Below are 22,421 nucleotides of genomic sequence, written 5' to 3' on the forward strand. Positions count from 1 at the left end.
TTCGTGTTTTCGATTTTCGCCCGTCCTCCCATGGCCAACACCATCAGGAGTATCGAAAACATGAACTCGCCGATTCGAGCGCTGCCGCGTTCCACCTCGCGCAGCCTCTGCCTGGCCGTGCGCCTGGCCCTTTGTGCGGCACCGCTGGTGCTGCCTGCCAGCGCCTTGGCCGAGCAGATCGTGCAGCGATATGACATCGCTGCCGGCCCATTGGGTGAAGTACTCAGTCGTTACGCACAGGCCAGCGGCGCCCCCATCTCGTTCGAATCCCGCCAGGTGCAAGGTTTGACCAGCCCGGGCGTTCGAGGCAGCTTCACCATCGAAGGCGGTTTTGCCCAGGCGTTGCTGGGCTCGGGGCTGGTGGCAAGCCCAACCCAGGATGGTTATCAACTCCTGCAGGCATCGCCGGTTACAGACGCGCTGGAGCTCGGGGCGACCACCATTTCCAGCAAGGTGTTCGGCGCGACTACCGAGGGCAGCGGGTCCTACACCACGGGGTCAACCAATACGGCGACCAGGCTCGCCCTGAGCCTGCGCGAAACACCGCAATCGGTGACGGTGATCACCCGCAAGAAGATGGACGACCAGAACATCCAGAACCTGGACGATGTCGCGCGCACGGCAACCGGCATCACCCTCACCAAGATCGGCACTGACCGCTCTACCTATTACTCGCGCGGCTTCGAGATCAGCGATCTGCAATATGACGGTATTCCGACCAATATCTCGGAAAACTACTCGATGGACGTCATGTCCACTTCGAACATGGCGATCTATGACCGCGTCGAAGTCGTACGCGGGGCCAATGGCTTGCTGCAGGGGACAGGTAATCCGTCGGCGGCAATCAACCTGGTGCGCAAGCGACCGACCCAGGGCTTTCGCCTGGGCGCGGAGCTGGGCGCGGGCTCCTGGGACAATTATCGTAGCCAGGTGGATGTGTCCGGGCCATTGACCTCAACGGGCAATGTGCGCGGCCGTGCGGTGGCCTATTACAACAACGCCAACAGCTACAAGGACGGCTCCGGGCGCGACAACCAGTTGCTCTACCTGGTCGGGGAAGCGGATCTCGACGACGCCACCGTGCTGACGGTCGGCGCCACGATCCAGAAGGACAACCAGAACGGCTATGACTGGGGCGGCTTGAATACCCGCAGCAACGGCTCTTTCTATCCGCTTTCGCGTTCCACCAACCTCAACGGCAAGTGGGCCCACCTGGATCGCAACAACTACACGCTGTTCAGCGATGTCACGCACAACTTCGACAACGAGTGGAAGGTGACCCTGGCCATGAACGCGATCTGGTCGGACGCCGACTTTCTCTCCGCGTATCCGAACCGGGTATCGGGTGACAACTATCGGATGACCGTCTCCCAGGCCGACTACGAAGACACCCAGTTTGCGCTGGACCTCTACGCGACCGGCCCCTTCGAGCTGTTCGGGCGCAAACATCAGCTGATGCTTGGGGCCAACACGCGCCAGGACGAGTTCGACGCGGTGATCAAGAGTGCCACCAACAACCCGACGATCAACATCACCGACTTCGACTACAGTGCGCTGCCCAGCCCCATCCTCAATGCCATCGGCGCGGACTACAACTACACGCGCAAGGAGCGTGGGCTGTACGGCGCCTCGCGCTTCAGCCTCACTGATGACCTGAGCCTGATCCTCGGCACGCGGGTGAGTTGGTCGGACTACAAGGTGGGCAGCCCCTATACCAATGATCAATACCGGGAGAATGGCCGGCTGGTGCCCTACGCGGGGTTGGTACTGGACCTGGACAAACACCACACCTGGTATGCCAGCTACACCGAGATCTACAAGACACAGAGTTACTATGGTGTCGGCAATACCCTGCTTGACCCGATCGAAGGCGAGAATTACGAAACCGGCATCAAGGGTGAGTACTTCGAAGGCCGCCTGAACACCTCCCTGGCGATTTTCCAGACCAACCTGGAAAACATGCCCGAGGCACTGTCGGTGTCGCCCACCTGCGGCGTGACCGGTACGAGCAAATGCTACGAAGCCGGCGCGAAAGTGCGTAACCGCGGCTTCGAGCTGGAGATTTCAGGCGAGCCATTGGAGAACTGGAACGTCAGCGCGGGCTACACCTACAGTGATCCCGAGTATGTGGCCGGCGGTAGCAAAGGATCGGACTACTATCGCAAGATCCCACGGCGCCTGCTCAAGGTGTCGACTGACTACCGCTTGCCCGGTGTCCTCGACCAATGGCGTGTGGGCGGCGATGTGTATGCCCAGAGCCGCACCGCCGCTGATGTGACCGGGTACACGATTGAACAGGGTGGCTACGCCTTGCTCAACTTGCATGCCCATTATCAGATCAACCAACAGTTCAGTGTGCAGTACAACCTCAACAACGTGCTGGACAAGACGTACTACCAGTCGTTGCCCACTTCGAACAATTTCGGTGGCCTGTACTACGGTGATCCTCGCAATTTTGCGGTTACCTTGCGCTACCAATATTGATCAAAGGCCTGGGGTGGCGCTTCACCCGTCTTGTACCGATGCCCTTGCAAGTACGCATGCAGTTGACCGCGTCGCTGATTGCCGTAGAATCGCGCGCCAAAAATTCAGCAGGCAGGGAGCTTCAATGCAACGGGTGATGATCATTGGCCAGCCAGGGTCCGGGAAAAGCACCCTGGCGCGCAAGCTGGGCGAGCGCACGGGCTTGCCGGTCGTGCATATCGACACGATTCATTGGCAGCCAGGGTGGGTCGAGCGCAGCCGTGACGAGAAGACGCGTCTTTGCCATGAGGTCGAGGCCCGTGAGCGCTGGATTTTCGAAGGGGGGCATTCGACTACATGGACGAACCGGCTGGCCCGCGCTGACATGCTGATATGGATCGATCGCTCGGCGCCGCTTCGATTCTGGCGCGTGCTTCTCAGAACGGCGCTGAACCGCGGTCGCTCTCGGCCCGACCTGCCGGATGACTGCCCGGAACTGCTGGCCAACCTGCCGGAATTTTTCAGGTTCATGTGGCGGACGAAAACCTCGTCTCGAGAGGCGATCAAGCGATTCGTGGCGACGGTGCCGTCGGAGTGTCGCGTGGTCTGCCTGCGGTCGAATCGGGATACCGAGGTTTTTCTCGCGAGTCTGGGGGCGCAGCCTGATCAGGCTGTGCAAGGCCACTAGAGACTCTATCTCGGTTGATCGGCGGCAGGTGTCTGCCGTGAAGGCGCATCAGAACGTTTTAACTTTCCCAAGGATGGCCCATGGCGCTGACCAGCAAGATTACGACCTACAACCCTGAATGGTCGCAGCGGTACGAGGCGGACAAAGTGCTACTCGCCTCGGCATTCGGTGATGAGCTTCTCGGCATACACCACGTAGGCAGCACGGCTGTTGAGCAACTCGCCGCCAAGCCCGAGATCGATGTGCTGATCGAGGTTTCAGAGCATCGCAATGAGGCAGCGCGAGACGAGGTGTTGCTTAGTCTGGGGTATGTACGCGGCAGTGACCTGTCGCAAGGACACCATTTCTACCGCCGCAATGTTGGCGAGGTGCGCACCCACAAGGTCCACATTTGCAGATGTGGTCACTCTTCAGTCGTCCAGATGCTGACGTTCAGGGATCTGCTCAGGAACGACGCCTCCCTCCGGCAGCGGTATCAGGACCTCAAGATTGAGCTTGAGGCCACCAATACCGGGGGGATGGCTGAGTATCTGGAGAAGAAGGGGCCGTTTATCCTTGCGGCGCTGTGTGAGGTCGGCATCAGGCCTTGGTGATGGTTTGCAATGAGGCTATTCAGTCGCATGTGATCGGCTGCTTTCGACCCATAGCTGCCGGTGGCCAAAAGCTGACGTACTGTCCATCTTCCTGTAATGGGCGCATTTTGGAAAAAAGTCTGGGTCGGTGCCCACCTGGAGTTGTATGCCTGAGCGCTGCAGATGCATTTCGTCTAGAGGCAAATGCATGGAGCACTATCCGTTAGGTCTAGCGAGGCAGCATCCCTACTGACGATTCGCCGTAGGCGACAGATCTAACCAACGGCGGAACGCGCTGGAGGGTTGCGGGTGGTCGATGCGTCAATCATGCCGTCGCCGCTGGTGGGTAGTACCAATACGACGTTGATCATGCTCACCGAGCGGGCGGCGCAGTGGGTGATGAGGGGAGGTACTGCTTGTGTCTGGGCTGGCCAAGGCCAGTTCCCTCTGGTAGGCACACCAATCGGTGGCGTTCATAATTCAGGGCCGGATTGGGCTCGGGCAGCGAGTACGAGGCCGAGCACTGCTGTTGCCTCCACTTGATCGACAGGGTGTCCTGGGTTTTCTCGACCAGTGCCAGCGCCTTGCCCATGGGGTCGGAAATGGCCAGTTGCTTGCCGCTGGCGTCCTGCACCGAAGCACCGAAGGGGATGGGGCTGTTCTGTGCATCGAACAGCTCGAACTCGACCCGGCGGCCGGTCTTGGCCTTGTACCGGGCAACGACGATGGCACCGCGACGGGGCACCAGCTGTTGGGTGGCATTGTCGATTTCGATTTCGCCGCCCAGCTCACGGGTGTCCAGGCTGACCCAATTGATGCGGTAAGGCTGGGCGTTGGGGATCACCGCATAGCCGTTGCGGCCGGTTTCGACGCCGCTGTAGCTGCTGATCCGCGCTCCCTTGATACCCGGCACCTGGGCCAGGGCAAAGGTTTCCCCGACCGGCTGGCCCAGGTTGATACCGTCCGCGTGGGCAACCACGGAACCGGAGAGGTTCAGGTTCTGAGAATCGTAGCCGCGCCCTTGGCTGTAGCCCAGGTTGATGTCGGCCAGCGCAGTGCGCATGTTGAGGTTGGCTGAGCCCGAACTGCCGCTCGTACTGCTGTTGCCGCCCTGTATCGAATACGAGGTGTTGCTGGTGGGGGAAGTGTATCCGTTGATGCCTACCTGGGTGCTGTCCCCCCCTTTCTGGGTCGTGGTGGTGACGAACGCGCGGGGCGCCCTGGCCTGACGTCCGAGCGGAAAGGACGCCGACAGGTTGAACTGGGTATCCTGGCTCGGCGTGCCGCTGTAGCTGAAGTCTTCAGTGCGGGCGATATCGAAGCTGTAGCTGACATCGCCCCAGCTGCTGCCGTAACCGGCGGAAAAGCTGCGGGTGCCACCTTGGCGCCAGTAGCGCTGGTCGCTGGCGTTTATATACAGGCTGCCCCATTCGCGATTGCGACCCAGGCTCTGGTAGATGGTCAGGTCCGTGCGGGTCTTGGTGTTGCCGGTACGCTTGGCCACACCCTCGCTGATGTCCTGGACATGGTCGGTCAGGGTGCGATAGCCCTCGGTGGAGTAGCGGTGGGCTGCCAGTGTGAAGCTGGTATCAGTGCCGCTGAAGGTCTTGGCATACAGGGCGCGCACACTGTCGCCTTCTGTGGTCTGGCCGAGGACCTGGTTCGAGGAATGGGTCATGTCCAGCGATACCGCGCCGAGGAAGGTATTGCGCCCGAAGCCCACAGCTAACGCCTTGAAGTGGTCGCTGGTCTGCAGACCGAGGATGCCGGTGAGGTTGCTGCCCAGGCCGTAGGCCAGCGTGGCGCTGAGCATCTTCAGCTCCGCCATGCCGTCGGTGTTGCTGCTGTAGGTGCCAGCCGAGAGGCTGTATTTCAGCTGTCCTTCACGAACCATGATCGGCAGGCTGGAAAACGCCTGCTGGCTCACCCGGCGGCGCCCGTCGGCCTCGATGATGGTGATCTCGAGGTCGCCACTGGAGCCGCTGGCGTAGATGTCACTGATTTCGAACGGGCCGGGTGGCACGTTGGTGCTGTAGAGCAGGTAGTCATTCTGACGAACTTCCACGGTCGCGCTGGTTTGTGCCACACCACGCACAACGGGGGCATAGCCCCGCTCGCTGTCGGCGCGCATGCCTTCGTCGGAGGCCAGCTTCAAGCCACGATACCGCACGCTGTCGAACAGTTCGCTGTCGGTGAAGATGTCGCCGGCGCTGAACTGCCCCTTGAGCGCGGTGACGTCGTGCTGCAGGTAGCTGCGGTTGCTGGTGAAGGTGCTCGGCCGGCCGGTTCCGTTGCTCAGGTTAGACTCGTTGCGCAGGCGCCAGCCGCCCAGATTGATGCCGTTGCGCAGGCCCAGGTTGTTGCTGTAGCGGGTGTAGCCATTGCTGGCGTTGCGGCTGTCGTTGAGCTGGTAGTTGATGAGCGCTGCGGGAACACCTTCATCCCACAGTTGCGGGTCAACGTAGCCACGCATGCCGCGTTGCATGGCCATTTGCGGCACGCTCACCAGCAGACGCAGGCGGCTGCCGTCGTAGCGCAGGCTGGCCTGGTCGATCAGGGAAGGCAGGTCGTAGCATGCCTGGGGGGCTGCCGGGTCGACCGTGCCTTTGGCCTCCAGCTTGCCCATGTCGATGCCCAGTTGTGTGAGCAGCTCCAGGTTCATGCAGGGCTCAGTGTGCCCCGTGGCCGGGTCGAGGTTGAAGGTAATGTCGCGGCGACCGACCAGGGCGTCGTTGCTGTACACGTCGACCCGGTAAGTGCCCGGCAGAACACTGTTTTCGACCAGCAGAAGTTGCACATCCACATCGGTTGACGCGCCTTGCAAAAAGCGGGTGTTGAAGGCGAGCGGTGCGGGTGTATCAAGGGGGGCGGAGGCGAGGGCCAAACTTGCCGGTGCAGAAAAAAGTACCATGTATAGAGTATTCAGTCGCAACGAACCGGCGCGACGGGTATCGGCAATGAACGACATGCAAAAGCCTTTATCATCCGCACTTGACTGGAGTTGCCACGGATGCCAGTAAGTTTCTGGTGTGGCGTCAGGGGGTGTTTTTGACGTCGGCGGATTTCTCTCCGTTGCTTGCGCCAACAGTGAGTTGGTATTGGTTTTGCGCGCCGTAATCGTTGATGCTGTCGAACGTCAGTTGTACAGGTGAAGTGCCACTGAACTGTTTGACCTTGAAGCGTCTTGTTTCGCCGGGTGCAATCATGCTCGAGTCCGCAGCAAGTTCAACACGCCCATCAGCCTCAAGTTTTATATCGCCCATCGATACGTGGAACAGTGTGGGATTCCTGACTTTCAATTCTCCCCCCGACAACACCCACAGCAATTGCGACGGTGCTATCAACGGATCGCCGGAAAGGTGCGCGGGGCGGAAGAACACCTTGATGCGCTGGCGCACGGCCAACTGCAGGGTATTGGCCTTGGTGGTTGCCTGCGGAATTTCCTGTACGTTCAGCCACACCACCGATTCCTTGTCAGTAGACAGGCCTTTGCCTTCGTACAGGATGCGCAGTAATTGCTGTTCGCCGGGGAGGATCCTGGCCAGCGGCGGTGTGACGGCGAACGGTGCGGCCCCCGACGCTTCGCCGCTATCGATCCACGACTGGACCAATACTTCCTGCTTGCCGTTGCGCACGTTGATGTTGGCTTCCTTGTGCGCGCCTTGGAACACCACACGTGTGGCGCTCAGGGAAATGCTGGCACTGGCGGGGCCAGCCAGTAACAGGCCCAGTAACCCCAGGCAGGCGGGGATGGAAGGGTGCAACATGCGAGTGCCCTTGAACTGGAGAAATAGGAGCAAGGCCCGAAAGCCTTGCCCATGATCGATCCTGCGAAGCCTTACTGGTATTCGAGGATGAACGGCAGGGTGGCGTCGCCACGGCCGGCAGTGGCCGTGCCTTCGGTACCTGTGGTGACGTAGGCGGCGGAGAAGCTGAGGATGGTTTCGCCGCCGGTACCGACTTTCTTCATGTCGCTCTCAAGCCTTGCGGTGGACTTGGAGCTCAGATCGATCAGGGCACCCCTGGCGTCAATCAAGGCGATGCCAACGCCGGTCGCAGAAGCGTTGCCGCTTTCCAGCGCCAGGACCTTCTTGCCGGCCACAAGGCCCGAACCGCCACTGTTGGGGTCGAAGACCATGGCGACTTTGGTGCCAGCATTGCAGTTGATGTTCAGGTTGAAGTTCTGGCCGGTGCTTCGACCGGAGGTCGGGTTCTCGGCGGTGCCCATGTCCTTGATCGCAATGTTGCCCATGTCCATGGCGATCACCCGGTTTTTGTCGGCGCCATCAATGGTGCAGGCGTCATTGTTGATGGTGCCGGTGAAACTGATCTTGCCACTGCCACCCTGGACGGCTGTTGGCGGTTCTCCAGCTGCAAATGCATGGCCGATGGAAGCCATCAGTGCCAATGCGAGCGCGGTCTTTTTCATGTAATTGCCCGATGTCGATTTATAAGAGGTCCAGCACATAACGCCACGCCACGATAAGAAAGCAGGCGCATTGTTGAAATCAGACGATTCTTATATCGGCGGGCAGGTGTCACGATATTTCATTAATTGAAGATGCCGCGCTCCCGGCAGTAATTGAGCAAGTCCTGGTTACTGCTGACTTCAAGCTTGCGCATAGCGGAATTTTTTTGTGCGCTGATAGTTTTCACGCTTCTGTTCTGGTTGCGGGCAATATCACCGACGCTGGCACCGGAAATGAACAGGCGAAGAATTTCAAATTCCTTGGGCGACAGCCTTTGCAGGCGCGCATCCAGGTCAGTATTCGATTCAATAACGGAATGCTTCACAGTATTGGGATGCTGGTATCGCCTTCCTTTCACAACAGCGTCCAACGCGCGCTCGATTTCGGTGTGCAGCTGGTTCTTGCGAATAACCCCGATCACCCCCAGCTCTTGCAGGTGAGTAAGTACCAACGGGTTGGAGATCATCGTCAGTATCAGTACCTTCACGGCTGGATAATGACGTTTGAGGTAGTCGACCAGCTTTAGTCCGTCGCCATAGGGCGAGTCGTCGGGCATGTTGTAGTCGGTGATCACCAGGTCCACCGGTTGCTCGGCCAGCAATTGCACCAGGCCGCTGGAGTTGACTGCCTCGCCGATCACGCAGAAGCGCGGGTCGCGTGCGACCAGTTCACGCACACCCAGCAATACGATGGGGTGATCGTCGGCAATGAGAACCTTGAGTGTTGGCATGAGCGGTAACCGTAATCTCGGAGTCGGGTATGGAGTCTAGCGAAAAGCGGATAGGTCGATCTTCCTGACCATTTTGCAGGAGCTTGCAAGCCAGCTCCCGCCGGGCATCACCTACGCCCTACGTCATGGTCTTGAGGATTGACAACATCCTGCCCATCACCCCGCGCACCTCGAGCGCCAATTGGGCATCAAGCCCAGTGCGGCCCAATTCGCTCTCAAGCGCAGCGCACCGGTCGGCCAGTTCGATCGCCTGGACGGCGCCCAGGGCACCGGAAACGCTATGCAGATGCTTGCCGAGCTGTTTGTGGTCGCCCTGTTCCAGGGCGTTGCCGATCAGCTGCAGGTCGTCTTGCATCGTGCTGAGGAACAGTGGCCTCATCGCTGGTGACAACTGGATGCTGTCGCTATTGGTCGATGTAGCCGCAGGCTCCGGGGTTTCCGGTAGGGATGCCGGCTTGCACTGCTTGATCAGTTGCGCCCGCAGGGTCTGCAAACTCAGCGGTTTCACCAGCCAGGCGTTCATCCCTGCGGCCGCGCAGCGTTGCCCTTCTTCGCGCATGGCGTTGGCCGTTACACCGATGATTGGCAGTTGGGCGTCCAGCTCGCGCAAGGCAATGGCCAGCTCGTAACCGTCCATGACTGGCATGTTGACGTCGGTCAGTACCAGGTCGAAGGCTCCGGGTTGCCACAGGTGCAGGGCCAGTTCGCCGTTGGCGGCCACCATTGCGCTGCAGCCCAGCGTTTCCAACTGCTCCTTGAGGATGGCCTGGTTGATCGGGTTGTCCTCGGCGACGAGGATGTGCAGGTTTGGCGCCGGGTTGCGTGAGGGCAGGGGGGCACTGGCGATTTCCGGTTGGGCCGAGCGCGCCTGCAGGATGGCCCGGGCGATGGCTCGCAGGTCATGCAAGTCTACCTCCCAACCGCTTTCGACCGGCTGGGCAGGTACGGGACCGCCACTGGTGCAGCGCACCTGTGGGCCGGGCCAGTTCGGCGTAGTGTCGGCGGGCAGCACATCCACCAGCAAGGCGTCAGCCCGCGTTGGTTCCAGCGGCAACACCGCCACGCTGGCCGGGATGCCCAGCCGGTTGAGCCAGGCGCAATGACTGTGCGCCAACTCCGGCACCGGTGCGCGAACTTGGACAGGCGCCAGCGACGGGTCGACGGCTTTCATGTTGGCGGCCTCCGACGGCAAAACTGGCAAGGCCATGCGCAGGCAAAAACTGCTGCCCAAGCCGGTCTCGCTGACCACGCTCAACTGCCCGCCCATCATTTCGCTGAGCCAGCCGCAGATCGGCAAGCCGAGGCCCGCGCCCCCTTCTCCGGAGGCCTCCCGGGCCTGGTAGAACAGCTCGAACAGCCGCGCTTGTTCGGCCTGGTCGATGCCGATGCCGGTATCGGTTACCTGCCACTCCAGGCTGACCTCCTCGGCACTGGTCGCGAGTACTCGGGTACGCAGCACTACCCTGCCTGCGTCGGTGAACTTGATGGCATTGCTCAGCAGGTTGTTGAGGATCTGGCGGATGCGCAGTGGGTCGCCCAGCAGCCGCTCGGGCAGGGTGACATCGGTGCACCCATACAGCTGCAGGCCCTTGCGCTGGGCGAAGGCAGCGTAAGTACGCAGGGTGTCTTCGATCATCTCCAGTGGTGCAAAAGCCACGGGCTCGATGTTCATCTGGCCGGACTCGATCTTCGACACATCGAGCACATCGCTGATCAGTTGGAACAGGGTAGCCGATGAGCGCTGGATGGTTTGCAGGTAGGCCTGCTGGCGTGGCGCAAGCGGTGTCAGGCCGAGCAGTTCCAGCGTGCCCAGCACTCCGTACAACGGGGTGCGGATCTCGTGACTCATGGTCGCCAGGAACAGGGTCTTGGCTTCGTTGGCCAGGTCGGCGGCGCGCATGGCCTGTTCCAAGGCGTGGGCATCCTCGATATGACGAGTGACGTCGTTGAAGGCATAGAGGTTGACGTCCTGGCCCTGGTAGCGGGTTGAGACGAGGTTCACTTCCAGGTGGCGCCCGTCGATCTCTATCGGTAGTTCGCTAGCACTGTTCCCCTGGCTTCGGGCTTGCAAGGCACTGATCAGCCGGGTGGTGCCGGACCATTGCCGAGCGCGCTGGTTTTCCATGACGACCTGGCTGTCCGCCTGGTTCACGACACACAGGCCGGTGGGCGCGGTGTCGATCACCACGCGGCTGAAGGCGATGCTTTCGGCGATATTTTCGTGGGCCTGGCGCGCCGGATGGATCACGTTGCGGCGGTACCAGCGGCTGGCCAGCCAGCTCAGGCCAAGCAGCGCCAGGAAGGTGGCCACAACGGCGCTCAAGGGCCATAGCGCGGCGCGGAAGAAATGCCCGAAGCCGATGGTGTAGACGGCGGTCCAGTCCTTGCCTTGAGCGCTGTTCAGCTTGAATACCAGGCCTTCACTGCGCAGGTTAAGGCCGTCATGCAAGGGCGAGTCCGGGTCCAGGGCTCCGATCAGGACCTCGCCGGTCGGGGCAAGCAGGGTGAAGCGGTTGTAGATGGACCAGTCCAGGACACGTTCGAAATCGTTGATCTGGGCCAGGTCCAGCAGCAGGGCGAGGGTTATATGGGCGCCTGCGCCCTTGATGGTCATCTGCTCAGGTTCGAGGTCCAGGTTGACGTAGGCCAGCAGGCGGGCGGGGGCAGAGCCCTGCGCGGTATCGACATAGCTTTTCCAGAGGATGCCGGTGCTGGCTGGCTGTTCATCTGGCCGTCGGGCGAACACGGTATTGAACACATCGATGAAGCGTTCATGGGAGGCCATCATCTTGCCGTGCTCGCGTCCCCGTCCCGCCGCAGGCACGGTGATGTCGTAGTTGCCCTGGTGGTTGAACAGGAAGACTTGCGGCGAGCGGTAGTAGGAGTCGGCCCAGAAGGTGCTGTAGAAGTCGGCCAGGTTGGCGCCAAGGCCGAGCACGGGCGCAGTGAGGGCATCGGCTGTGACCTTGACGCTGAACGGCATTGAAAAGGAGAAGGCCTGGCCCTGATAGATGTTCGGCCCTTCTTCGGGCAAGGGGGTGAGCACACGCACCTTGTGGCTGCCGTCGCCGAGCAGGTCACCCTGCAGGCTGTGGAGGGTCAAGGCCTGGAGAAAGTCTTCCTGCTCCTGGATGTTTTCCATCAGCCGGGCGAAGTGCAGGCGCATGGTGCCCTGTGTTTCTTCAATCAGGCGTTGTAGCGACCAGGCGCTGAGCCCGACCAGCAACAGGGCCATCGCTACCAGCAGCGTCACGCTCTTGTTCAAACGTGAAGAGCTGCGGGCCAGGTTTTCCAGGCGGTCGTTGTTGTGTTTCATGGGAGCGGCTCGTAGCGCGTTGATGGGGAGCCAGGTTTATACCCTCAGCCTAGGGGTTTGCTTCAGCAGCCAGCATCTGTTCGAACTGACTTGCCGGCAAGGCCTGGGAAATCAGAAAACCTTGGGCTTGCTCGCATCCGGTCTTGCGCAGTAACTGGAGCTGTTCGGCTGTTTCCACGCCTTCGGCCACCACGGTCAGGCCCAGCTTGCGACCCAAGGCAATCAGGCTGCTCAGCGCCGAGGCCATATGATCGTTGTCCTGGCTGCCCTGCACCAGCGCCCGGTCGATCTTCAGTTCGCTGAAGGGGGTGGACACCAGATTCAGGTAGGAACTATAGCCCTTGCCGAAGTCGTCCTGTGCGAGGGCAAAGCCCTTCATGCGCAACCGGCAGGCGCCGGCGTAGTAGTTGGCAGGCTTGAGCGTGTGGGAAGACTCCAGCAGCTCGAAGCACAGATTTCCAGGCGCCCCCTGGTGATGCAGCACGAATTTCAGCAGCCGGTCTGCAAGGTTCGGATCGTCGAGCAGGTGGGTGGGCAGGTTAATCGACACCGGAATGTCGAAGCCTTTGAGGCGCCAGCACGCCTGCGCCGCCATGGCTTGCTCGAGCATTTCCCAGAGCAGGCGTTCCTCCAGCCCGTTGGCTTCCAGAGCGGGCAGAAACGCACCAGGCAACAGGACTCCCCGCTCCAAGTGTACCCAGCGCACCAGCGCCTCTGCCGCCACGATGTTCCCTTTCTGCACCGAGACCCTGGGCTGGAACCACGCCTGCAAGGCTTGCGAGTCCAGTGCCTGGATAAAGGATCGCCGGTCAAAGGCAGGTAGTTCCGAGCGGTCGGAGGTGCTGTGCCTGGCCGGGCGCAGTTGTGCGACCAGTGCATGCAATGCCGGCGGCGTCATGGGTTTGGAGATCAGCCCGACCACCCGGATACCGAGGTTCTTCGCTACCAGGCTCGCCGCTGTCAGCATGCGCCGTGAGGCGCTGGTCATGATTGCCAGGTCTGGCCGGCAAGGCAGGGTCGCCAGTTGCTGGATGAACAACACGCCGTCCATGGTGGGCATAAGCAAGTCAGTCAGCACCAGATTGAATTCGCCTTCGTGCAGGCGTGCCATGGCTTCGTGACCGTCCTTGGCGGTATGCAGGTTGAAGTGGCCCAGTTCGCTGAACAGGTGATGCAGGTACTGGCGCTGGAAAGGATGGTCTTCGACGATCAGGATGCTATAGGGCTTCACGGCGGTGTCCGGGGTAATGCTCCAGGCAGTTGTAGAGCGCCTGCAGGGTGAAAGGTTTGAGCAGGCAGTGATCCATCCCGGCCGCGAGGCACAGCTCCTGTTCACCACGCATTGCATTGGCCGTGGCGCCAATGATCGGCAGTGACTTGTCGCGCAAGCGCAGGGCCTTGGCCAGTCCATAGCCATCCAGGCCGGGCATGTTCACGTCGGTGAGCACCACATCGAAGCGCCCCGGCTGCCAGCGCAGCAGCGCCTGCTCGCCATCGGCGGCCACTTCCACGCTGCAGCCCAGGGTTTCCAACTGCTCTTTGAGGGTGAGCTGGTTGATGGCGTTGTCCTCGGCCACCAGGACCCGCAGGCCGAGCTGGCGAATCTCGCCAGTGCGGTGGCGGTCATTCTCGCGATTGGCCCCTATCCCTTGGGCCTGGCTGATCGCCGCGTGCAGGGCCGGCAGGTTGTTCAGGTTGACGTGCCACACCTGGGCACCCGGCAGGTGTTCGCTGCGGCCATCGGCGCTGGCCAGGATCTGCGGGCCGCTCCAGCTTTCAACCAGCCGGTGTTGCAGCACGCCCGGATGCACTTCGAGCAACTGACCGTGGGCCGTGGCACTGGCCGGTGGCTGACCTATATGAGGTCGGGCGCCCCAGCGATACAGCCAGCCGGCCAGGGTTTGCGCCAGCTCGCGAACTGGCGAGACGATATAGACGGGCTCGGCCAGTAGCGTGTATGGCAGCGTTGCGCAGTCGGTGCCGGGGGCGAACTCCACTGGCAGGATCAAGCTGACGCTGGTGCCCAGTCCGCGCTCGCTGACCAGGTGCAACTGGCCGTGCATCAACTCGGTAAGGCGTTGACAGATGGCTAGCCCCAGGCCGCTGCCGGTGATTGCCCTGAGATTGCCTTCGGTCTGGTAGAACGGCTGGAAGATCCGCAGCCGGTCTTGCTCGGCAATCCCCTTGCCGGTGTCGCTTACCTGCCATAGCAGGCTGGAACCTTCAGCTTCGTGCCGCAGGACACGTGCCCGCAGCACCACACGCCCGCTGTCGGTGAACTTCAGCGCGTTGCTCAGCAGGTTGCTCAGCACCTGACGGATACGGTTCACATCGCCCACCAGCCGTTCCGGCAGGCGCGAGTCAAGGCAGATATATAGTTGCAGGCCTTTGCCGATGGCGGCGGCGCTGTAGGTATGAACCACCTCCTGGGCCAACTCGAGGGGCGAGTACTCGGTCAACTCCAGGGTCAACTGGTCGGCCTCGATCTTCGACACGTCCAGCACGTCGCAGATCAGTTGCAGGAGTGTGGCGCAGGCGCCTTCCAGGGCCAGCAGATAGTCGGTCTGCTGGGCATCGAGCCGGGTGCGGGACAGCAGTTCCAGGGTCCCCAGCACGCCATGCAGCGGGGTGCGAATTTCGTGGCTCATGGTGGCCAGGAACAGGGTCTTGGCCTGATTGGCCGTATCGGCGGCACGGCGTGCTTCGATCAGTGTGGTCTCCACCTGCTTACGCGTGGTGATGTCGCTGAAGGCACAGAGCACCACGTCCTCGCCCTTGTAGCGGGTGGTCGCACGGTGGATGTACAGGTGGCGCCCGTCAATGGACTCGACATGATCATGCCCCTCGTCGTCGGTCGCGGCGAAGGTCCGCTGCAACCAGTCGTCACTCAGCCATTGTTGGGCCAATGAATTTTCCAGCACCACTTTGCTGTCGCTGCGACGCAGCACGCACAGGGCCACCGGCGCGGTCTGGATCACGGCGCGGCTGAACGCCTCGCTTTCCACCAGGGCCTGGAGGCGCTGCAGCCCCGGGAGGATCAGGCGCTGTTCGAAACGTCGGGTCAGCACCACGATCAAGGTCAGGCTAAGCAGGCAGAACAGCAATGCGCCGAGCAACTGTTTCCACAGGCCTTGCAGCAGTGAGTGCAGGTCGATCCAGTACATCAGTTGCCAGTCGGAGGCGGCAAGTTTCTTGCGGATCACCAGCCGTTCGGGGATCAGGCCGTTGCCCATGAAACCGAAGAAACCGTCGTTCTCGGCATCGCAGAGTTGCTGGTCTGCAGGCGTGTTGTTGCTGAACACTTGCATGCCATCGGCCGTCAGCATCACGAAGGTGCCGGCACTCTGGTCGCTGAGCGTGGCGGAAACTTCCTGGCTGTCCATCTCCAGGCCCAGCCATCCGGTTGGCGCGTCGTGGGCGTCGAGGCGGGTGAACAGATAGAGATGCGGGCGTTTGCCCGCCTGGTCGCTCAGCCACAGTTCGTTGACTGCACCGCTGCGGGCATCGAGCGCCCTCAGTTGATCGAGGACCCCGGGCGGGAGTCCAGGTGGCAGGGATGAAGCATTGTATAGCCAGCGGATGCCTGGCTGTTCGTCGGTATTCACATACAGCAGGCCGAGCTTCTTTTCCTGCAAGTAGTCGCCCAGGCGACGAGTGAGCCAGAAGTTCCAGACATGGGTGGGGTCGCTGCCCAGCAGAAGATGGGTTTCCTCATTCTCAGGCATGGGCGTGGATGCCAGGGTTTGCAGAGGGGTGCGCACCGCTGTGAGGCTCAGGCTTTCCAACAGAGCCTGGCGATTGGTGAAAAAGGTATGGGCCTCGGCGATGGCGCTGCTCATGTAGCCACGACGCTGGGAAAGTTCGTTGTTGAAGGTGAATACCAGGACGTTGTACACGCCACTGAGGATGCCGATCGCCAGAACAATGGCGAACAGCCGAAGCAGCCGCCGGGCGGCTTCGGGTGTGGAAAGCACGGGGTTGATCTGCAGCAGGTATCGTCGTAGATGCATCGGCCGATTCTAGGAAGTGGCCTGAAGAGGGACGATCAGACGATTCTTAAACGTGGCGCACGTGTGCGGTTTCGCGGGGCGGGCTGGCCATGGCATAGCCGCCTTCGCGTCTTTCAATGAGTTGCCTTGAGTGGCGTAGCGATTTAAGAATCATCTGATTTGCGGTAAAGGCACAGTGCTGAAAAATAAAAATCCCTCATGGAGCAATCATTGCGCTGTCTATTTCGAACAGGTTCACACTTGCTCAAAACAGCCCGCCACCTTAATTGCACCAGGCACTACCCAATGCAAGACGAGAGCTCGCTTAGCTTTATAAAACGCCGAAGAATCACGATGAAACCAAACAAAGCAATTGCGTTAGCGTCACTATTGCTCATTTCCTGCAACTCAATGGCGGAAATCTCATCTTTCCTCCAGGGCAATCAGGCAGGCGCTGTGAAATACAGCATCCCATCCATGATCTCAGTCCCACAAGACGCTCCTGTTGGTACAGTTTTATACGAAACCCCTCTAGGGCCAACAGGCGTCACAGATAATAAGTGGCGGTGCGCTCTCACATGCCGTAACGGTCTAAAGAATCAAGTGGGGGATACCACGCCTGGCGCCGTTATGCAACCTATAGGAAATACAGGAATTTCTTGGGCGTGGATATATGCCTACCGTGTAGGCGGATATCCTGACGGCAGCTCGATTCCTGGTTCTTATACCCTGAATAACTACTACTCCGCGTTACAAATAATCAAAACCGGTAGCATAGTAAGCGGTGCGGTGATCCCCCCGGGAACTCTCGGGTTTTACCGGGTTGAAGAAATATTACCTCTTGAGATTCAAACAACGGGCACCACTATTATCTCAATGTCCTGCGAGACGCCAGCCGTCCACGTTGAAATGGGCGATGACTACACGCCTGATGACTTTCATCAAGCCGGCGCCATAGAAAAAAGAGTCAGCTTCAGCTTGACCTTGAATAATTGCCCTCCCGGCTTGAAGAAAGTGAGTTATACGCTGAAGGCAACCGGCTCAGCGGTAAGCGAATCCCAAGGTATCGTTTCCCTTAACCCAAACTCCACTGCCAAGGGCGTTGCACTGCAGCTGTTCGACACTGGCGGCAGGCCCATTCCACTGAGTGTTCCCCAGAAATTTTCAAGCTACGATAGCAACGGTGGAAACTTCAAAATCCCTATGAGCGCTAGTTACTATCGATTGCCTTCTGAACCGCTCTATCCGGGGACAGCAAACGCCGAAGTGACGTTCATCATGACCTACCTTTGACTTTGTGCCACCTGATTTCCAGTCTCCCTTTTGTGGCCGTCACTACTGTATTGAAACCGATGGCCCTGGCTCAGCCCGTAGCCTGCGAACGTCAGAAGGTGTACTTGATACCCGTCATGATGTTCCTTGGAGCACCGTACATGCCGTGGTCGCCGGCATAGCTGAGGTATTCACGGTCGAACACGTTGTTCAGGTTGACTGACGCACTCAGATGCTGGTTGAAGTCGTAGCGAGCCATGAGGTTGGTGACGGCGTAGCTGCCCTGGGTGAAGGTGTGCAGGTCGGCACCGGTCTTGCTCTGCCAGTTCACGCCGCCGCCGATGGTGACCTTGTCCAGAATGCCCGGCAGGCGATAACTGGTGAAGGTCTTCAGACTGTGGCGGGGCAGGGTGGTCACGATACGCTGGTCGTCAGCGTCGGTACTGACCGCATAGGCATAACCGGCGGAGGCCTGCCAGCCTTCGGCCAGTTCTCCGTCGAGGGTGAACTCAGCGCCCTTGGTAGTGGTGCCCTGTTCCGACTTGTAAGTGTTGCCCCCTGGGGTATCGATCCAGATCGCCAGGTTGTCCTGCTCGATCTTGAACAGCGCGACGCTGGAGTTCAGCTTGCCGTCGAAGTGGCTGCCCTTGACACCGACTTCATAGCCGGTGCCCTCCATCGGGTCCAGTGGCTTGTTGTCGATGTCGCGAACCCAGGACGACTGAGGGTTGAAGATTTTCGTGTAGCTGGCATACAGCGACCACGTGTCGTTGACGTCATACACCACGCCGGCATACGGAATGTAGACGCCGGTTTCCGACTCCTTGGTCTTGGTATGTTCAGCGTTGTAGGGTTTATCCTCGATGTCACGATGCCAGTCGATCACGCGGCTGCCCAGCAAGATACTGAGATCGTCGGTGGCGTGCAGGCGCGTGGCGAGGTAGGCGGCGTATTGGGTTTCGTCGACAGTGGATTTACCCGTGACGTCGAATTGCGGTTTCACCGAGGCGCCGTTCCAGTTCAGCAGGTTGTCGATCGCGCCGGCCGGAGAGCCGGAATAGTCGTACTTCCACCCGCCGTAGCTCGGCACGTTCTCGTAGTAGTTGGACAAGGTCACGCCGGCGATCAGCTCGTGCTCGCGGCCCAACATACTGAACGGGCCAGTCAGGTAGGCATCGATATTGTTCTGGCGCGGGATACCGGAGAAGCGCACGGGTAGCTGAGTGGTGCCACTTCCGTCCGGGTTGAGGCCGCCGTTGACGTAGTTGAAGACTTCATCGAACTTGTTTTCGGAGTGAGTGAGTTCGATCTTGCCGCTCCAGCCATTGGCGAACTGCTGTTCGATCGAGGTGAAAAAGCTGGTTTGTTCATGGTCGTTGTATGACCAGGTCTGAGCTGAATTGAGCGAGCGTTTGAGGTTTGTGCGAGAGCCGTCGGTGAAGCGGGTCGGCAGCCCGGAGCGCATGGGCGAGTCGACGTCTGTGCGTTGATAACTGAAGCCCATGGTCAGCAGGGTGTCTTCAGTCAGGTCGAACTCGGTAATGCCGTAGATCAGTTGCGAGTCCTGCTTGTAGCGGTCGATCCAGGACTGCTCGGTCTTGAAGTCGGCGACCAGTCGACCGCGGACGTTGCCGGTTTCGGTCAGCGGGCCGGACACATCAAAGCCGGTACCGTAGCGGTCCCAGTTGCCGGCTTCAGCGGTGACGCTGGCCTGAGCCTCGGCGGTCGGGCGCTTGCGGATCAGGTTGATCGTCGCTGAAGGGCTGCCCAGGCCGCTGATCAGGCCGGTAGCACCGCGCACCACCTCCACACGGTCATACATGGCCATGCTCTGGGTGTAATTGTCCATGCGCTTGACGGTGGGCACACCATCGATTTCAAAGTTCTGGATCTCGAAGCCCCGGGAGAAGTAACCGTCGGATTCGGCACCCTGTCCGTCGCGCAGCACGATGATGCCTGGTGTGGCATCGAGGGTATCGCTGAGATTGGTCAGGCGCTGGTCATCCAGGCGCTGGCGGGTCATGACGGTCAGTGACTGCGGGGTTTCCTTGGGGGTCAGGTTCAGACGGGTCGAGCTGCTGGATGAGTAGGTGGTGTAGAGTCCGGTGCCCTCTGTAGTCGACCCGGGAGCCTTGCCCGAAATGGAAATGCTCTGCAGCTCCAGGGCGGCAGGGGCCGGTGCGCGCTGGAGGGTGTATCGCCCATCCGGCTGGCGAACCGCAATCAGTTGGCTGCCCTCGAGTAGCGCCTGTAAAGCACCGTGGACCGTGTAATCGCCACTCAAACCAGGGCTGTTTCGCCCGGCAATCAACTCATTGGGAAACGACAACAACAAATGGGCTTGCTGGCCCAGTTGATTGAGCGCAGCGCCCAGTGGCGCCGGGGCAATTTCGTAGTGCTGCACGCGGCTATCGGCGGCTGCCCAGGCTGGCGATGAAGTGGCGAGCAGAACCGCCGCGGTAGTGGCGAGCGAGGTTACGTAGTAGGAGGAAATACTGCGATGATGCATGTGAAGTTTCCCGATGATTTTTGATGTATGGCCTATGAGTCTCGCCAGAAATCAAAACGGCTCATCGAGGACGCAAAAAACTTCAAACGTTAGCGGGCAGGGGACGCAAGTTGACCCACAGGCGAGTGAAACGCTGTACGTCCAGTTTCAGTGTGTGGGCGACGGCATCGATGATTCGATCGCTGTCTGCCAGCGGGTAGGTACCCCATACGCGCAGATTGGCCAAGGCGGCGTCGCACCCCAGATGCCCATGACGATACCGGCCAAGCTCATCGAGGAACGCCTGAAGCGGTTGGCCGTTGGCGACGATCATGCCTTCGGCCCAGGCGGGAGCGGATGCTTGCATTGCACCCTGATCGAGCATCCCGAGCGGCCCGAAACGCGCCAGCTGTCCGGCTTGCAGGGTGGTCCAGGTGCCGGCTTGAGTCGGGATGACTTCAAGCGAGCCACGATAGACCGCCAGCTGGGTCGAGCCATTGTCAAACTGCCGCATCGTGAAACGCGCCGAGGACGCCTGCGCCCGAACCTGAGCGGTTTCGATAAACAGCGCCGGGTTCAAGGCCGTGTTGATCAAGACCTCGCCGCTGAGTAATCGCAGGTGCCAGCGCTGGTCAGTCGCGCGAGCATTTATCGCACTACGGGTATTGAGTTCAAGCGACAGGTCCGAGGCCAGCGCAACACGTCGCTGCTCGCCCACACCCGTGGTGTAGTCGGCACTCATGCGCGATACCAACTCGCTGTCTCGACTCAACCAGGCACCGCTACCTGCAGCCAACAGCAAGGCCAGGCCCTTTATTGCCCGACGCCTGCTCAGCCCTTCCTGGGAGGGGAGCAACAGGGCCTGTCGAGCGAGGTCTGGATCGCCTTGGGTGCGCAATGAATCGAGCTGCTCCCCCAGCGCCAAGGCTTTTTCCCAGGCCAGCTCATGCAAGGGGTGTTCACGACGCCATGCCATGAAAGCGGCCTGTGCGGGTGAATCGAAATTGGCCTCCTGCATATCGAGCCACCATTCCATCGCCTCCTCACACATTTTCGGCGATAGCGCGGGCTCTCGGCCAAAGGTGTTGGCGGTGATAGTCATTACAGTGCTTCCGTCACCAGCATGCATCGCGCACCCGCCTTGATGATATGGCGCTTGACGGTAGCGATTGAAATACCCAGCCGCTCGGCAATTTCTGCGTGGCTGATCCCATCGAGTTGCGACCAGAGAAAAGCCTTTTTGACGGCGACATCGAGTTCGCACAGCGCTTCGTCGAGTCGAACCAGCGTCTCGAAAATAATCAGCTGGGTCGCCAGATCCGGCAGCACGCTTTGGTCTTCGGTCTGGAGCGCCTCCAGATAGGCTTTTTCCAGGCGTGCGCGGCGGTAGTGGTTGGACAGGACACTGCGTGCCACCTTAGCCAGAAAAGGCCGAGGCTGGCGGATTTCGAGCGCCTCGTTGCTGGCCAGCAGACGCATGAAGGTGTCTTGCATCAAATCAGCGGCGCGGTGTGAGCAGCTCAATTGCCGATACAGCCAGCTACGCAACCAGCGGTGTTGCTGTTGGTAGAGAGCAGTGAGCTGAGCGGTATCGATGGATGCCATGAGCTGCCACGGAATGGGTGCAAATGAGACTTAGTATCATATGGGATTAATTGGGTAGCGACAAGAATGCAGAAGGGCGCAGGGCAGGACTGGCCTGATGGGTGAATAGCAAAGTCGTAGAGGTATACGACAAGATGCAGGCCAAGTACCTGCCTTGTGTGATGATGGTCGGCATTTCCAAACCGCTGACCCGTCAACAAGCAGACACCCTCAATACCCAGCGCACCAGCATTGCTAACTGGTGGGGCTGCTCGTACCGTGGGCAATCTGGCCGGGCCAGTAGCAGGGCTCGCCGCCGGTACTGCTGTAGGAATGGGTGTGCGCTCTTACGTCAATGAGGTTTTACCCACTTACCATGCCGGCGACGTAGTCGTGAGCATCCAGGCTCAGGTGAATGGTGGGATTGGCCCGCAGCGTACTGCCGAATCACTGATCATCAGGGCTTGAGAGGAAGTGCACATGTCCGAGATTACCCAGGCAGTCGTCTTCGTTGCGCTGGCTTTTCTGTTTGAACGGTTCATGAAACCGTACCTGCTGCGTAAGTGGCTAGGCGTTGCGCTGGTCATTGCTGGGCTGATGGGTTGTGTGGCGCTGAGCCAGGCCCGTTTGCAGGGCTTTGACCTGGGATTGATGTCTGCCCTTGCAGTGCCGGTCGGTATAGGGTTGTTCCTGAGCAGACGACGATTTGAGAGGCGAGAGTAGGGTGCTTGTCGAGGCGCCTTTGGCTGGTTCAGTTACACCACTTCCTGGGACACGATCAAACGTAAACGACTTAGGCGAGATGCGCTGTGCAGACTGGTCAAAAGACGCCAATCAGGTTCTACTGCAT

General features: G+C 60.1%; 15 protein-coding genes. 5 read left to right on the plus strand and 10 right to left on the minus strand.

What is annotated here, in order from left to right; translation table 11 throughout:
• Positions 1-60 precede the first annotated feature (60 nt).
• From POF53_RS08365 to POF53_RS08375, 3 genes are all read left to right on the plus strand, one after another.
• The gene (locus POF53_RS08365) at positions 61-2,484 is read left to right on the plus strand and encodes a TonB-dependent siderophore receptor (RefSeq protein ID WP_498967219.1); all 2,424 of its coding nucleotides are present in this window, start codon (positions 61-63) and stop codon (positions 2,482-2,484) included.
• A 124-nt stretch (positions 2,485-2,608) separates the two neighbouring features.
• Positions 2,609-3,151, plus strand: a complete 543-nt coding sequence (locus POF53_RS08370; RefSeq protein WP_254464274.1) for an AAA family ATPase — start codon at positions 2,609-2,611, stop codon at positions 3,149-3,151.
• 80 nt (positions 3,152-3,231) lie between these two features.
• On the plus strand, positions 3,232-3,744 hold the full coding sequence (locus POF53_RS08375) for a GrpB family protein (RefSeq protein WP_254464275.1): 513 nt from the start codon (positions 3,232-3,234) through the stop codon (positions 3,742-3,744).
• Positions 3,745-4,096: 352 nt separating this feature from the next.
• Here POF53_RS08375 and POF53_RS08380 read toward each other — a convergent pair whose 3' ends face one another.
• The 7 genes from POF53_RS08380 to POF53_RS08410 form a co-directional block, all read right to left on the minus strand.
• Positions 4,097-6,691 (minus strand): fimbria/pilus outer membrane usher protein, encoded by a 2,595-nt coding sequence (locus POF53_RS08380; protein WP_498967222.1) that lies wholly within the window; start codon positions 6,689-6,691, stop codon positions 4,097-4,099.
• A gap of 67 nt (positions 6,692-6,758) precedes the next feature.
• Complete coding sequence (locus POF53_RS08385) at positions 6,759-7,490, minus strand: fimbrial biogenesis chaperone (protein ID WP_254464276.1); 732 nt, start codon at positions 7,488-7,490, stop codon at positions 6,759-6,761.
• A gap of 71 nt (positions 7,491-7,561) precedes the next feature.
• On the minus strand, positions 7,562-8,152 hold the full coding sequence (locus POF53_RS08390) for a fimbrial protein (protein WP_254464277.1): 591 nt from the start codon (positions 8,150-8,152) through the stop codon (positions 7,562-7,564).
• A 122-nt stretch (positions 8,153-8,274) separates the two neighbouring features.
• Positions 8,275-8,922, minus strand: coding sequence for a response regulator (locus tag POF53_RS08395; protein ID WP_254464278.1), 648 nt, complete (start codon positions 8,920-8,922; stop codon positions 8,275-8,277).
• A 118-nt stretch (positions 8,923-9,040) separates the two neighbouring features.
• Entirely contained in the window at positions 9,041-12,238 is a 3,198-nt protein-coding gene (locus tag POF53_RS08400) for a hybrid sensor histidine kinase/response regulator (RefSeq protein ID WP_254464279.1), read from the minus strand.
• 49 nt (positions 12,239-12,287) lie between these two features.
• A complete protein-coding gene (pvrR, locus tag POF53_RS08405; protein WP_254464280.1) occupies positions 12,288-13,469 on the minus strand; it encodes a response regulator cyclic di-GMP phosphodiesterase PvrR in 1,182 nt (393 codons plus the stop codon).
• Positions 13,456-16,248 (minus strand): ATP-binding protein, encoded by a 2,793-nt coding sequence (locus POF53_RS08410; RefSeq protein WP_254464281.1) that lies wholly within the window; start codon positions 16,246-16,248, stop codon positions 13,456-13,458. Before POF53_RS08410 ends, pvrR begins: the two co-directional genes overlap by 14 nt.
• Positions 16,249-16,533: 285 nt before the next feature.
• On the opposite strand from POF53_RS08410, the gene POF53_RS08415 reads away from it, so the two are divergent.
• Entirely contained in the window at positions 16,534-17,520 is a 987-nt protein-coding gene (locus tag POF53_RS08415) for a fimbrial protein (RefSeq protein ID WP_498967226.1), read from the plus strand.
• A 91-nt stretch (positions 17,521-17,611) separates the two neighbouring features.
• On the opposite strand, the gene POF53_RS08420 is transcribed toward POF53_RS08415, so the two are convergent.
• The 3 genes from POF53_RS08420 to POF53_RS08430 all read right to left on the minus strand — a co-directional run bounded on the left by POF53_RS08420 (position 17,612) and on the right by POF53_RS08430 (position 21,592).
• Positions 17,612-20,008: a TonB-dependent siderophore receptor gene (locus POF53_RS08420; RefSeq protein ID WP_498967228.1), complete on the minus strand. Its 2,397-nt coding sequence runs from the start codon at positions 20,006-20,008 to the stop codon at positions 17,612-17,614.
• Between the two features lie 82 nt (positions 20,009-20,090).
• Entirely contained in the window at positions 20,091-21,089 is a 999-nt protein-coding gene (locus tag POF53_RS08425) for a FecR domain-containing protein (RefSeq protein ID WP_498967230.1), read from the minus strand.
• A complete protein-coding gene (locus POF53_RS08430) occupies positions 21,089-21,592 on the minus strand; it encodes a sigma-70 family RNA polymerase sigma factor (protein ID WP_498967232.1) in 504 nt (167 codons plus the stop codon). Before POF53_RS08430 ends, POF53_RS08425 begins: the two co-directional genes overlap by 1 nt.
• A 459-nt stretch (positions 21,593-22,051) precedes the next feature.
• Between POF53_RS08430 and POF53_RS08435 the strand changes: the two genes are divergently transcribed.
• Positions 22,052-22,294, plus strand: a complete 243-nt coding sequence (locus POF53_RS08435) for a hypothetical protein (RefSeq protein WP_475858757.1) — start codon at positions 22,052-22,054, stop codon at positions 22,292-22,294.
• Positions 22,295-22,421: the final 127 nt, after the last annotated feature.

The organism is Mitsuaria sp. RG, from assembly GCF_028369275.1.
In the GTDB taxonomy this organism is placed as follows: domain Bacteria; phylum Pseudomonadota; class Gammaproteobacteria; order Pseudomonadales; family Pseudomonadaceae; genus Aquipseudomonas; species Aquipseudomonas peradeniyensis.

Bases quoted from the DNA above. Each gene is read 5' to 3' on its own strand.
- POF53_RS08365 (WP_498967219.1), top strand. From the start codon at position 61: ATGAACTCGCCGATTCGAGCGCTGCCGCGTTCCACCTCGCGCAGCCTC.
- POF53_RS08370 (WP_254464274.1), top strand. From the start codon at position 2,609: ATGCAACGGGTGATGATCATTGGCCAGCCAGGGTCCGGGAAAAGCACC.
- POF53_RS08375 (WP_254464275.1), top strand. From the start codon at position 3,232: ATGGCGCTGACCAGCAAGATTACGACCTACAACCCTGAATGGTCGCAG.
- POF53_RS08380 (WP_498967222.1), bottom strand. From the start codon at position 6,691: ATGTCGTTCATTGCCGATACCCGTCGCGCCGGTTCGTTGCGACTGAAT.
- POF53_RS08385 (WP_254464276.1), bottom strand. From the start codon at position 7,490: ATGTTGCACCCTTCCATCCCCGCCTGCCTGGGGTTACTGGGCCTGTTA.
- POF53_RS08390 (WP_254464277.1), bottom strand. From the start codon at position 8,152: ATGAAAAAGACCGCGCTCGCATTGGCACTGATGGCTTCCATCGGCCAT.
- POF53_RS08395 (WP_254464278.1), bottom strand. From the start codon at position 8,922: ATGCCAACACTCAAGGTTCTCATTGCCGACGATCACCCCATCGTATTG.
- POF53_RS08400 (WP_254464279.1), bottom strand. From the start codon at position 12,238: ATGAAACACAACAACGACCGCCTGGAAAACCTGGCCCGCAGCTCTTCA.
- POF53_RS08410 (WP_254464281.1), bottom strand. From the start codon at position 16,248: ATGCATCTACGACGATACCTGCTGCAGATCAACCCCGTGCTTTCCACA.
- POF53_RS08415 (WP_498967226.1), top strand. From the start codon at position 16,534: ATGCAAGACGAGAGCTCGCTTAGCTTTATAAAACGCCGAAGAATCACG.
- POF53_RS08420 (WP_498967228.1), bottom strand. From the start codon at position 20,008: ATGCATCATCGCAGTATTTCCTCCTACTACGTAACCTCGCTCGCCACT.
- POF53_RS08425 (WP_498967230.1), bottom strand. From the start codon at position 21,089: ATGACTATCACCGCCAACACCTTTGGCCGAGAGCCCGCGCTATCGCCG.
- POF53_RS08430 (WP_498967232.1), bottom strand. From the start codon at position 21,592: ATGGCATCCATCGATACCGCTCAGCTCACTGCTCTCTACCAACAGCAA.
- POF53_RS08435 (WP_475858757.1), top strand. From the start codon at position 22,052: ATGTCCGAGATTACCCAGGCAGTCGTCTTCGTTGCGCTGGCTTTTCTG.